Source organism: Mycobacterium szulgai (assembly GCF_002116635.1).
GTDB lineage: Bacteria > Actinomycetota > Actinomycetes > Mycobacteriales > Mycobacteriaceae > Mycobacterium > Mycobacterium szulgai.
In genome coordinates this window covers 146,619-158,435 of sequence record NZ_LQPW01000031.1, presented here as the reverse complement: position 1 = coordinate 158,435, position 11,817 = coordinate 146,619, and the positions used below count along the sequence as shown (strand labels likewise).

Genomic DNA, 11,817 nt, shown 5'->3' with positions numbered 1-11,817 from the left:
CCCATGGCAGCTCAGATGCGTGAACCCAACGTCGTTGTCCTCGGTGGCGGTTCCTGGGGCACCACCGTTGCGTCCATTTGCGCGCGCCGCGGCCCGACGCTGCAATGGGTGCGCTCGGAGGAGACCGCCACCGACATCAACGAAAAGCACCGCAACAGCCGCTATCTGGGCAACGAAGTTCTACTCAGCGAGACGCTGCGGGCCACTACCGATTTCGCCGAGGCCGCCAATTGCGCCGATGTCGTCGTCATGGGCGTGCCCTCGCACGGCTTTCGCGGCGTGCTCACCGAGCTGAGCAAGGAACTGCGACCCTGGGTGCCGGTAGTCTCCCTGGTCAAAGGGCTCGAGCAGGGCACCAATATGCGGATGTCGCAGATCGTCGAGGAGATCCTGCCCGGTCATCCGGCCGGCATTCTGGCCGGGCCGAACATCGCCCGTGAGGTGGCTGAGGGCTATGCCGCCGCCGCAGTGCTGGCCATGCCCGACCAGCATTTGGCGACGCGGCTGTCGGCGCTGTTTCGCACCCGGCGTTTCCGCGTGTACACCACCGACGATGTCATCGGTGTCGAGACGGCGGGCGCCCTCAAGAACGTCTTCGCCATCGCGGTGGGGATGGGCTACTCACTGGGCATCGGCGAAAACACCCGGGCTCTGGTCATCGCTCGCGCACTGCGCGAGATGACGAAGATGGGTGTGGCGCTGGGCGGCAAGAGCGAGACGTTCCCGGGACTGGCCGGTCTTGGCGACTTGATCGTCACGTGCACCAGTCAGCGCAGCCGCAACCGCCATGTCGGCGAACAGCTCGGCGCGGGCAAACCGATCGACGAGATCATCGCATCGATGAATCAGGTTGCCGAAGGCGTCAAGGCGGCCAGCGTGATCATGGAATTCGCCAATGAATTCGGACTGAACATGCCGATCGCCCGCGAGGTTGACGCCGTCATCAACCACGGCTCGTCGGTGGAGCAGGCCTACGAGGGGCTGATCGCCGAGGTACCGGGACACGAAGTTCACGGCTCGGGTTTTTAAACGTCACGCCAGTCACAGTAAAGATTTGCGTTCGCTATGCACCTTGCGCGTCCGGTTGCCGAGGTGCGCCCGCGCCAATACCTTCGAACAAGGCACTAGGCGTTCAAGATCCAGAACAAAGGCGTTCCAGGACATTCTCGGCGAATAATTGTATTCGCCTGTGCGCCAGAATATTACGAGTACGTGATACGACGTATATGGGCGGGGGCATCGGACCGATGCAACAAATCGAAAAGCTTTACCAGCCATCGCAAATCGATCGATTGCGATCAATCACGCAACACGACTTGCCTGCCTCGCTGGTGGTTTTCCTTGTGGCGCTGCCCTTGTCACTGGGCATTGCGATCGCCTCGGATGCGCCGGTTCTGGCCGGACTCATCGCCGCGATCGTCGGCGGGATCGTTGGCGGCGCACTGGGCGGATCGCCGCTGCAGGTCAGCGGACCTGCGGCGGGCCTTACCGTGGTGGTGGCCGATTTGATCGCCGAGTTTGGCTGGGGCATAACCTGTTTCATCACGGTCGCCGCCGGCGCCATGCAAGTGCTGTTGGGCCTGAGCCGTGTCGCGCGTGCGGCCCTTGCTATCTCACCGGTGGTGGTGCACGCGATGCTGGCCGGCATCGGAATCACCATCGCGCTTCAGCAAACCCACGTGTTGCTCGGTGGGGAGTCCCATAGTTCGGCCTGGGACAACGTAATTGGGTTGCCGGCGCAGATTCTGGGCGCGCACCGGCCCGGACTCATCCTCGGCATGCTGGTGATCGCCATCATGGTTGCCTGGCGCTGGGCGCCGGCCAAGCTGGCCGCTGTTCCCGGGCCGTTGGTGGCGATCGTGGTGGTGACGACGATCTCAGTGGTGTTTCCGTTCCAGGTATCCCGGATCACGCTGGACGGGTCGGTCCTGGAAGCGCTGCAGCTGCCGGCACTGCCCCACGGCAATTGGGCGGCCGTCGTCCTGGGGGTTATCACCGTCACGCTGATCACCAGCGTCCAAAGTCTGCTCACCGCAGTCGCCACCGACCGAATGCACAACGGACCGCGCACCGAACTCAACCGCGAGCTGATCGGTCAGGGTGCGTCCAACATCGTGTCGGGCGGGATCGGTGGGCTGCCCATCGCGGGTGTGATCGTACGCAGCTCGGCCAATATCAAGGCGGGGGCGAAAACCAGCGCATCGACCATCCTGCATGGTTTTTGGATCCTGCTGTTCACACTTCCGTTTGCCGGCCTCATCGAGCAGATCCCTACTGCGGCGCTGGCCGGGCTGCTCATTGTCATCGGGATTCAGTTGCTGCAACCGGCACACATCGAAACCGCTTTGAAGACCGGCGATTTGGCCATCTACCTGGTGACCATCGTCGCGGTCGTCTTCCTGAATCTGCTGCACGGCGTCGTGATCGGGCTGGCGCTGGCCATCGCGATGACCGGATGGCGTGTGATACGAGCCAAGGTGGATGTCCAGCCCGTGGGCGACGAATGGCGGGTGATCGTCGAAGGCGCGTGCACCTTCCTCTCGCTGCCCCGGCTTACTCGCGAGCTTGCCTCGGTGCCCGAACGCGCCACGGTGACGCTTCACATCGCGGTCAGCTACCTCGATCACGCTGCACACCAGGCGATTACGGACTGGCAGCGCCAGCACCGTGCCACCGGCGGCAAGGTTCGCATTCGGGGTGTGCTGGAAAGAGGGCATTCGGCTCGCGTGCACGGGCCGGCCGAAGGGAAACGTCCCGAAGCCGCCGCCTAGCGGCTAGAGCGATATCGCCTGCGATATCGCATTCAAAAGGCACTGATGGTTTAGACCGGCGCTCCGGGGCCACAGTGCCTGTCAAAATGCGATATCACAGGCGATATCACAATTCGAAATGCATCGAGCGAGCTCTATTCGAAGAGGATCGCCCCGAGGCCGCTGCCAAGCGGACGCCCGGCGAGCTTCTGAACCACCAACTGGTTCATCGAGATCCGCTCCTCGGCAGCTTCGATAGCCAACCGCTCATGCAATGCGGGTGAGGTTCGCACGATGAATCTCCCGCTATACCGACGTTCGGTCAACGGTTCGGGCGGCTCTTGGTCGCTGTCCCGCAAGGCACGCAAATGCTCGTCGACGGCGTCCGAAGTCGCGGCCAGGGCCTCTCGCGCGGTCGGCGCCGGTCGCGACAAGAACGGCAACTCGACGCACCTACCGACGTATTGGCGTTCCTCGCGCGACCACTGCACGCGAAAGGTGTACCGGTTCACGCGGATTTGATAGCACAGGTGACGTCGACGCGGCAGTCACCCGCGCGCCATCGCCTCCAGCCGGCGGATGCGGTCCTCGATCGGCGGGTGGGTCGAAAACAGCGACCCGATCCGCTCACCCGCACGGAACGGGTTGGCGATCATCAGGTGCGCCTGGCTGGCCAGCTGCGGCTCCGGCGGCAACGGCGCCATCTGCACACCGCCGGAAATCTTGCGCAGCGCCGACGCCAACGCCAACGGGTCCCCGGTCAGCACAGCGCCCGACTCGTCGGCCTGATACTCCCGCGACCGGGACACGGCGAGCCGGACCACCGTCGCCGCGATGGGCCCCAGTAGCGAAACCAGCAGCAGTGCAAAGGGGTTCGCGCCTTGCTCGCGGTCGCCGCCAAAAGCTCCGAACCACATTGCCATGTTGGCCAGCGCGGTGATCACCGATGCGAGCGCGCCCGCCACGCACGAAATCAGGATGTCGCGGTTGTAGACGTGCGACAGCTCATGCCCCAGCACCGCACGCAACTCGCGCTCATTGAGGATCTGCAGGATTCCGGTGGTGCAGCACACCGCGGCGTTGCGTGGGTTGCGTCCGGTGGCGAACGCATTGGGCGCACTGGTGTCACTGATGTACAGCCGCGGCATCGGCTGATGGGCAGCGGTGGCCAGCTCGCGCACGATCCGGTACATCGCCGGCGCCTGCAGCTCGGAGACCGGCTGGGCGTGCATCGCCCGCAACGCCAGCTTGTCGCTGTTGTAGTAGGTGTAGACGTTGATCCCGACCGCGAACAGGGTGGCCAGGATCAGCGCCGTCCTGCCGAACAACGCACCGACGAACACGATCAGTGCGGACATACCGGCCAACAGAACGAAGGTCTTCAGCCTGTTGGCATGGGGATGCCAGGTCATTGGTGGTCCTCCTAGGAGCTTCTAGCTAACCCAACGCCATCATGGCTCGTTGGGTTCCTAAAAAGCCGCCTAACCGTGCCGGCTGATGGTGTAGTCGACCAGTGCGGCCAGCGCGTGCCGGCCCGGAACGTCGGGCAGCAGATCCAGCTCATGACGCGCCTGCGCGGCGTACTGCGCCAGCACGTCTTTGGCCTTGGCCATGCCCGGCGACGCCCGCAGCAGCGTCAGGGCTTCGAGCACCTCGTCGTCGTCGCGCACCGGTCCGGCCAGCAACTCCCGCAGCCGCACACTGTCGGGTCCGGTCTCGCGGAGTGCGTAGAGCATCGGCAGCGTGTGCACCCCTTCGCGGATATCGGTGCCCGGCACCTTGCCCGACTCCTGGGATTCGCTGTCGATGTCGATGATGTCGTCGGCGATCTGGAACGCGGTGCCCACGATGTTGCCGAGCCGGCTCAGCCGCTCGACCTGGTCTTCATCGGCACCGGAGAACATGGCGCCGAACCGGCCCGCCGCCGCGATCAGGCTGCCCGTCTTCTCGTGCACCACCTTCAAGTACTGCTCGATCATGTCGGCGCCCTCCGGGGCGCCGCGCGTCTCGCGCATCTGACCCGTGACGAGCTCGGCGAACGTGTCGGCGACGATACGGACCGCCTCCGGTCCCAGCCAGGACACCAACCGCGAGGCCGTCGCCAACAGATAGTCGCCGGCCAGAATCGCGACATTGTTGCCCCAGCGCGCATTGGCGCTGGGGGCGCCACGGCGCACCGCGGCCTCGTCCATCACGTCGTCGTGGTACAGCGTCGCCAGGTGAATCAACTCGACGACCGCCCCTGCTGTCGTGACCTCTGCGGCGTCGGGTTTCGGCCCCGTCTGGGCCGCCAGCACGGTGAACAGCGGGCGGAAGCGTTTGCCGCCGGCCAAGAAGAGGTGTAGCAGCGAATCGGTCATCACCTCATGGGCACCGCGCAGCTCGTCGTCCATGAGCTGCTCGATCCGGGCGACACCCGCACGCACGGTGGCGGCGAATGCGGCGTCGCCGAAGTCAACGCCCGCCACCACAGTCGCCGGAGTACTCACCCGACCAACATACTGGTGGGCGTGAACAGCACCGCCGCCAAGGCAGACGTGGTAGTCGTGGGCGCCGGACCGGCCGGCTCCGCGGCGGCCGCATGGGCGGCGCGCGCGGGCCGCGACGTGCTCGTCATCGACTCGGCCAGTTTCCCGCGGGACAAGCCCTGCGGCGACGGGCTGACGCCCCGCGCCGTGGCCGAGCTACGCCGGCTGGGGCTGGGCGAGTGGCTGGACGGGCACATCCGTCATCGCGGGCTGCGGATGAGCGGGTACGGCGGCGACGTGGAAGTGGAGTGGCCGGGGCCGTCCTTTCCGTCCTACAGCACCGCGGTGGCCCGGATAGAGCTCGACGATCGGATCCGCAAGGTCGCCGAGGATTCCGGTGCCTGCATGCTGCTGGGGACGAAAGTTGTTGGCGCTCATCATGACTCATCGCGACGGGTGATGTCGGTGATACTGGCCGACCACACCGAGGTGAAGTGTGGGCAACTGATCGTTGCCGACGGAGCCCGCTCCGCACTGGGCCGCAAACTCGGCAGGCGCTGGCATAAGGAGACGGTGTACGGGACCGCCGCGCGTGGGTACCTAACCAGCGCGCGCGGCGACGAACCCTGGCTCACCTCGCACCTGGAACTGCGCTCCCCCGATGGCGTGGTGCTGCCCGGCTACGGCTGGATTTTTCCGCTGGGCAACGGCGAGGTGAACATCGGCGTGGGCGCGCTGTCGACGGCCAAACGGCCGGCCGACCTGCCGCTGCGCCCGCTCATCTCGTATTACACCGACCTGCGCCGCGAAGAGTGGGGCTTCACCGGTGAGCCGCGCGCGGTGGCCTCGGCTTTGCTGCCGATGGGCGGCGCGGTCTCGGGCGTGGCCGGACCCAACTGGATGCTCATCGGTGACGCCGCGGCCTGCGTCAACCCGCTCAACGGCGAAGGCATCGACTATGGGCTGGAGACGGGGCGCCTGGCCGCCGAACTGCTGGACTCGCGCGATCTGTCGCGGCTCTGGCCGTCGCTGCTGCACGACCACTACAGCCGCGAGTTCTCGCTGGCACGCAGGCTCGCACTGCTGCTGACCTTCCAGCGGTTCCTGCCAGCCGTCGGACCCCTCACCGTGCGCTCCACCACACTGATGACCATCGCGGTGCGCGTGATGGCCAATCTGGTCGTCGACGAGGACGCCGACTGGGTGGCCCGGGTATGGCGCAGCTGCGGGCGGGCGTCGCGCCTCATCGACCGACGGCCGCCGTTCAGCTGAGCGCGCCCCAGGGCAGTTGTTGGCGCATCCGCGCGGATTTCAGGACAACGTGCCCAAGACGACGAGGCCGGGCCCGGCGTATAGTCCACCTAATGAACGGCAAGAAGCTGGCCAAGGTCATCGGCATGGCGACACCGATGTTGGCAGGTGCTATCGCGCTGGCCGGGCCGGCGCAGGCCGACGACTACGACGCCCCATTTATGAACACCATTCACGGCTTCGGCATCTATGGGCCGCAGGACTACGACGCATGGCTGGGCAAGATCAGTTGTGAGCGAATCAGCCGCGGCGTGGACGGCAATGCCTACAAGTCGGCGACGTTCATCCAGAACAACCTCCCGCGCGGCACCACACAGGGTCAGGCGTTCCAGTTCCTGGGCGCCGCGATCGACCACTACTGCCCCGAGCACGTGGGCTTCCTGCAGCAAGCGGGAAACAGCTAGAGCGGCTTGTAGCCTGCGTGCAACGCCACAATGCCGCCGGTCAGATTCCGCCAGCGCACCCCGGCCCAACCGGCCTGTGAAATCTGGTGCGCCAGCGTCTCCTGGTCCGGCCACGCCCTGATCGACTCGGCGAGGTAGACGTACGCCTCGGGATTGCTGGATACGGTTTGCGCCACCCTCGGTAACGCCTGCATCAGGTACTCCTTGTAGGCGGTCGCGAACAGCGCATTGGTGGGCGTGGAGAATTCGCACACCACCAAACGCCCGCCGGGCGCGGTGACGCGGGCCATCTCGCGTAGCGCGGCTTGCTGGTCGACCACGTTACGCAGACCGAAACTGATGGTGACCGCATCGAAGACCCCGTCGGCAAACGGCAGCCGGGTAGCGTCACCGGCAACCTTGGGCACGTTGCGGGCAGCGCCGGCGGCCAGCATCCCGACGGAGAAATCGGCTGCCACACACCACGCCCCGGACTTGGCCAACTCCACCGTCGATACGGCGGTCCCGGCCGCCAGATCCAGCACCTTCTTCCCGGGCCCGATGCTCAACGCCGATCGGGTGGCACGCCGCCAGTGCCGGTCCTGGCCGAACGACAGCACGGTGTTGGTCAAGTCGTAACGGCGGGCGACGCCGTCGAACATCGAGGCGACGTCTCGGGGGTCCTTGTCCAGGGCCGCGCGGCTCACCACGACGACGCTAGCGGAACCGGGAATGGCATGCCCGCCGAGGTGTTCGGTTCAGGCGTATCTGGGCCAGGACGTCCCGGCCCGACCGGGGTCGGACATGACCGCTTCGTAGTGGCCCATCAGCTCGTCGCAGATCACCGTCCAGCCGCGGCCCAGCACACTACGCCGGGCCGCCGGCGAGTACCGGTCGCGCTCGTCGATCAAGTGCGCGACCGCTGCCGGCAGCAATGCTTCGAACTGCGAGACGGGCAACAGCAACCCGGTGCGCTGCGGGGCGACCAGATCGCGCGGGCCGCCGGCGTCGGGGGCGATCACCGGCAGCCCCGACGCCAGCGCTTCCTGCACGACCTGACAAAACGTCTCGTGCTCACCGGGATGCACGAAAACGTCCATGCTGGCGTACGCCGTGGCGAGCTCAACGCCATACAGCGCACCCGTGAAAACCGCTGTGGGCATCAATGATTGCAGCTTGCGCTGGTCGATTCCGTCGCCGACGATGACCAGCTGCAGCGCGCCCGTCGCGGCGAGCACCGCGAGCCGATCGACATGCTTCTCGGGCGCCAGCCGGCCGACGAACCCCACGATCGGCTTGCCGTACGGCGACCACCGCCGCCGCAACGCCTCGTCGCGTGCCGACGGCGCGAACCGGATCAGGTCGACCCCACGCGCCCACCGGTGCAATCGCGGAATCCCTTGGTTAACAAGCGTTTCCATGGTCGAGGTGGACGGGGCCAGGGTACGGTCGGCCAGACCGTGCAGATGCCGGAACCAGGCCCACGCGGCCCGCTCGGTCATCGGAATTCCGTAGCTGGCCGCGAAACCCGGTACGTCCGTTTGATATACGGCGACAGTGGGGACGCCGAGGCGGCGCGCGGCGCGCACGCCGCCGTAGCCGAGCAACGCCGGGGATGCCAAATGCACTACGTCGGGATCGAATCCGCGCAGCACCCGAAGCAGCCGCGGAGTCGGTACCCCCAGCGGCAGTGTGGTGACTTTGGGGAACATCCGCGACGGCGCCCGGTGCACCCGGACGCCGTCGTGCAGTCGTTCGGCACGGGGTTGCCCCGGCGGGGCATCCGGCGCGATGACGAGGGCCTCGTGACCGGTGCGGCGTAGATGCTCGAGTATCCGCACCACCGAGTTGCTGACACCGTTGACGTTGGGCAGGAACGACTCTGCGACGATCGCCACGCGCACGCCACCACAGTGTCAGCGGCGACTGTCGCAAAGGTTGCCGGCGGGCGTACGCGACGCGAAATCTAGTGATTGAGCCGTTTGTCCAGCAACGCCAACCCGACCAGCGCGACCGTGGCGGCCAGCCACGCAACCACCGCGATGGACCCCGCGGGAATGATCGCCAGCCCGGCGTTGCGGTGCTGCACCCGCACCAGGTTGGGGTCCTTCTTGTTGTATTCGACATAGATCCGCATGCCGGTGGCCAGCTCGGACGGATACAACACACCGAGTTCGGGCCGGTAGGTGACCCGCTCGGGAGTGACGAACTCGATGGTCGAGCGCCGCGGCCCGGCACTGAGCACCTCAGCCTGCGCGACGCCCATATTGCTCTCGATCGCCAGGTCATCGCGCCAGGCACCGGCCACCAGCAACACCGACTGCAGCGTCACCAGCGCCGTCACCACCAGAATCGCGATTCGCACCCACCTCACCACGATCCGGGCCCGGGTGTCCGGAAAATCTGCATTAGTGCCGTGAATCAGGATGCGCAGCAACCGTTTCGGCGAAATCATAGGGCCGCTTTGATAGCGGCATGCAGCTGACGCAGGGAGGACCGGTCGGCTTTGACCTCCAGCACCCGCATGCCGGCACCGGGTTCGGCCAGCGCGGTGGCCAGCTCGTCGGCTTCGATCTGCCGGCTCTCCACGTGGTAAGCGCGACACAGTGCCCCCACATCGACGTCGTGCGGGGTGCCGAAAACCCGCGACGAGACGTCGGAGAACCGCGGGTCGCCCTGCTCGAGCAGTTCGAAGATGCCGCCGCCGTTGTCGTTGGAGACCACGATGGTGAGCTGTCGCGGCGTCGGCTCGGTGGGACCGATCAGCAGCCCGGAGCTGTCGTGGACGAAAGTCAGGTCGCCGATCAGCGCGATCGTGCGCCCCTGATGAGCCAGGGCCGCCCCGATGGCGGTCGACACTGTGCCGTCGATACCGGCCACGCCGCGATTGGACCGCACCTGGATACCGTGCGTGTCCAGCCCCACCAGTGCCGCATCGCGAACCGGGTTCGACGCGCCGAGCACCAGCTGGTCGCCCGGGCGCAGCGCGTCCGCCACGGCCGCGGCCACGTGCAGGCCGGTGGTCAGCGGATGCGCCGCGAGCTGGGAGCGCACCGCGCGCAGCGCATGCTCGTTCACCTCCGCGCAGCGGTGCAGCCAAGCCTGTTCGGGTTTCCCGGTGGTAACCGCCCGCGTACCGGTGGCTTGTGAGTTGCCCGAGACATCCGGCCAGCGCGGCCCGGTGGTCAGCGCATACACCGGCACTTTGGGATCGGCCAGCAGGGCCGATACCGGTCGGTGCAGCGTCGGCCGGCCCAGCATGATCACCTGCTGAGGGCGCAACAGAGGCAGCGCCAGCGGATGCAGCGGATTCGCACCAGCGGGTGCCGTCGGCTCGGCGACGGTCGGTAATTCCGCCAGGTTGGGATGTACGCCCGCGCCATGCCCGGCGATGACGACTGTGTCCGCGGACAGGTCGATGTCCAGCGGCTGATCGAAGGTGACCGGCGGCGTATAAGTCCACGGCCTACCGCTGGGCCGGCCGTCGGGCGTGCCGGCGCCGTGCGGTTCGGGGTCGGGCACCAGCGGTTCGCGCAACGGGATGTCGAAGTGCACCGGGCCGGCGTTCGCGGTGCGAGAACCGGTGGCAGCGGCCAAGACTCGGCAGGTGGCCGAGCGCCAGGTCGCGTTGTGGGCAGCCAGCCGCTCGGGCGCATTCTCGGCCAGACCCAGGCTGATGGTGGCGCGCACCTGCGAGCCGAAATAACCCAATTGCTCCATGGTCTGGTTGGCCCCGGTGCCTAGCAGTTCGTAGGGCCGGTTGGCCGAAAGCACGATCAGCGGAACCCGGGCGTAGTTGGCTTCCACCACCGCCGGGCCCAGGTTGGCCACCGCGGTGCCCGACGTCATCGCGATACACACCGGCGCAGATTTGTTGGGTGCCCCGATGGCCAGACCGATGGCCAGGTAGCCGGCGGTACGTTCATCGATGCGCACGTGCAACCGGATTCGGCCGGCCCGGTCGGCGTCCTGCAGCGCGAAGGCCAGCGGCGCGTTCCGCGAACCGGGGCATAACACCACGTCGCGGACGCCGCCGCGGATCAGCTCGTCAACGACGACGCGCGCTTGAGTCGTCGACGGGTTCATCAGTACAGGGTGGCACAGCGCCCGATCACTGCGTATTGGCGAGGCTGAAGAACTTCAGCATGGCGGCGTTGACGGGCTCCGGCCGTTCGAAGAAGCCGAGGTGGCCTGCGTCGGGTATCTGCAGGTAGCGCCCGTTGGGCAGGGCGTCGGCGACCTCACGTCCCAAATAGGGCGGGGTCACCATGTCGTCAGCGAAGCCGATCACCAGCACCGGTGCGGCGATGTTGCGGTAGGCCGGCAGCCGGTTGGTGGTCGGCGACACTTCCAGCTGGGCATAAAAGCCCGGGGTGTATTTGGTCGGCCACATGGTGAACATCGCGATCCAGTCCGCGGCGGCGTTGTCATCGTTCAACGTCTTGGGTGAAAAGTTCTCCATCATACGAACTTTCGCGTCGAACGAGTCGGGCAGCGAAAGACCGGCGGCATAGAGGTCTTCCTCGGCCTTGCGGAAGAACTGGCGGCTGCGGTCCAGCCGGCCGCGGGTGGCCATCAGCACCGCGGAGTGGACCAACTCGGGACGCACCACCATGAGTTCCTGCGCGATGAACGAACCCATCGAGACCCCGACGATGCGCACCGGGGCGATGCCGAGTGATTCGATGATCGCCGCCGTGTCGTTGACCATGGTTTGGGTGGTGAAGCCCTCGGCGTTTTCGGTTGCGCCGATGCCGCGGTTGTCGAAGGTGATGACGCGATATCCGGCCGCCAGGAATGCCGGGAGTTGGTGTGGATGCCAGGTGCGTCCGGGGCCGCCGTGGCCCGAGATGAAGAGCACTGGGTCCCCGCTGCCACGGTCTTCGTAAGCCAGGTTGATCACCC

Annotated in this window: 12 protein-coding genes; 4 read left to right on the top strand and 8 right to left on the bottom strand. The window is 66.5% G+C overall.

Annotated features, from left to right (window positions below; all coding sequences use genetic code 11):
- The first annotated feature begins 3 nt into the window (after window positions 1-3).
- Window positions 4-1,029 (top strand): NAD(P)H-dependent glycerol-3-phosphate dehydrogenase, encoded by a 1,026-nt coding sequence (locus AWC27_RS07865; RefSeq protein WP_085669961.1) that lies wholly within the window; start codon window positions 4-6, stop codon window positions 1,027-1,029.
- Window positions 1,030-1,247: 218 nt separating this feature from the next.
- Window positions 1,248-2,771, top strand: a complete 1,524-nt coding sequence (locus AWC27_RS07860) for a SulP family inorganic anion transporter (protein WP_085670071.1) — start codon at window positions 1,248-1,250, stop codon at window positions 2,769-2,771.
- A 134-nt stretch (window positions 2,772-2,905) separates the two neighbouring features.
- On the opposite strand, the gene AWC27_RS07855 is transcribed toward AWC27_RS07860, so the two are convergent.
- The 3 genes from AWC27_RS07855 to grcC1 all read right to left on the bottom strand — a co-directional run bounded on the left by AWC27_RS07855 (window position 2,906) and on the right by grcC1 (window position 5,239).
- Entirely contained in the window at window positions 2,906-3,262 is a 357-nt protein-coding gene (locus AWC27_RS07855) for a type II toxin-antitoxin system HicB family antitoxin (RefSeq protein WP_085669960.1), read from the bottom strand.
- 36 nt (window positions 3,263-3,298) lie between these two features.
- Complete coding sequence (gene htpX / locus AWC27_RS07850) at window positions 3,299-4,162, bottom strand: zinc metalloprotease HtpX (RefSeq protein WP_085669959.1); 864 nt, start codon at window positions 4,160-4,162, stop codon at window positions 3,299-3,301.
- A gap of 69 nt (window positions 4,163-4,231) precedes the next feature.
- Entirely contained in the window at window positions 4,232-5,239 is a 1,008-nt protein-coding gene (gene grcC1, locus AWC27_RS07845) for a nonaprenyl/(2E,6E)-farnesyl/geranylgeranyl diphosphat synthase (RefSeq protein WP_245846924.1), read from the bottom strand.
- 21 nt (window positions 5,240-5,260) lie between these two features.
- On the opposite strand from grcC1, the gene menJ reads away from it, so the two are divergent.
- Both menJ and AWC27_RS07835 read left to right on the top strand, forming a co-directional pair.
- The gene (gene menJ / locus AWC27_RS07840) at window positions 5,261-6,490 is read left to right on the top strand and encodes a menaquinone reductase (RefSeq protein WP_245846923.1); all 1,230 of its coding nucleotides are present in this window, start codon (window positions 5,261-5,263) and stop codon (window positions 6,488-6,490) included.
- 92 nt (window positions 6,491-6,582) lie between these two features.
- Window positions 6,583-6,933 (top strand): DUF732 domain-containing protein, encoded by a 351-nt coding sequence (locus tag AWC27_RS07835; RefSeq protein WP_085669957.1) that lies wholly within the window; start codon window positions 6,583-6,585, stop codon window positions 6,931-6,933.
- Here AWC27_RS07835 and AWC27_RS07830 read toward each other — a convergent pair.
- The 5 genes from AWC27_RS07830 to AWC27_RS07810 all read right to left on the bottom strand — a co-directional run bounded on the left by AWC27_RS07830 (window position 6,930) and on the right by AWC27_RS07810 (window position 11,815).
- Window positions 6,930-7,619 carry a demethylmenaquinone methyltransferase gene (locus tag AWC27_RS07830; RefSeq protein ID WP_085670069.1) on the bottom strand — a complete coding sequence of 230 codons (690 nt, stop codon included), beginning with the start codon at window positions 7,617-7,619 and terminating at the stop codon, window positions 6,930-6,932. The genes AWC27_RS07835 and AWC27_RS07830 overlap by 4 nt on opposite strands.
- A 51-nt stretch (window positions 7,620-7,670) precedes the next feature.
- Window positions 7,671-8,816 carry a glycosyltransferase family 4 protein gene (locus AWC27_RS07825; RefSeq protein ID WP_085669956.1) on the bottom strand — a complete coding sequence of 382 codons (1,146 nt, stop codon included), beginning with the start codon at window positions 8,814-8,816 and terminating at the stop codon, window positions 7,671-7,673.
- A gap of 62 nt (window positions 8,817-8,878) precedes the next feature.
- Window positions 8,879-9,367: a DUF3592 domain-containing protein gene (locus AWC27_RS07820; protein WP_085669955.1), complete on the bottom strand. Its 489-nt coding sequence runs from the start codon at window positions 9,365-9,367 to the stop codon at window positions 8,879-8,881.
- Entirely contained in the window at window positions 9,364-10,998 is a 1,635-nt protein-coding gene (menD, locus tag AWC27_RS07815; RefSeq protein ID WP_085669954.1) for a 2-succinyl-5-enolpyruvyl-6-hydroxy-3-cyclohexene-1-carboxylic-acid synthase, read from the bottom strand. The genes AWC27_RS07820 and menD overlap by 4 nt, the downstream gene beginning before the upstream one ends.
- Window positions 10,999-11,023: 25 nt before the next feature.
- Complete coding sequence (locus tag AWC27_RS07810) at window positions 11,024-11,815, bottom strand: alpha/beta fold hydrolase (RefSeq protein WP_085669953.1); 792 nt, start codon at window positions 11,813-11,815, stop codon at window positions 11,024-11,026.
- Window positions 11,816-11,817 lie beyond the last annotated feature (2 nt).

Excerpts from the sequence above, each read along its gene's own strand:
- AWC27_RS07865 (WP_085669961.1), top strand. The coding sequence starts at position 4 with ATGGCAGCTCAGATGCGTGAACCCAACGTCGTTGTCCTCGGTGGCGGT.
- AWC27_RS07860 (WP_085670071.1), top strand. The coding sequence starts at position 1,248 with ATGCAACAAATCGAAAAGCTTTACCAGCCATCGCAAATCGATCGATTG.
- htpX (WP_085669959.1), bottom strand. The coding sequence starts at position 4,162 with ATGACCTGGCATCCCCATGCCAACAGGCTGAAGACCTTCGTTCTGTTG.
- AWC27_RS07835 (WP_085669957.1), top strand. The coding sequence starts at position 6,583 with ATGAACGGCAAGAAGCTGGCCAAGGTCATCGGCATGGCGACACCGATG.
- AWC27_RS07820 (WP_085669955.1), bottom strand. The coding sequence starts at position 9,367 with ATGATTTCGCCGAAACGGTTGCTGCGCATCCTGATTCACGGCACTAAT.
- menD (WP_085669954.1), bottom strand. The coding sequence starts at position 10,998 with ATGAACCCGTCGACGACTCAAGCGCGCGTCGTCGTTGACGAGCTGATC.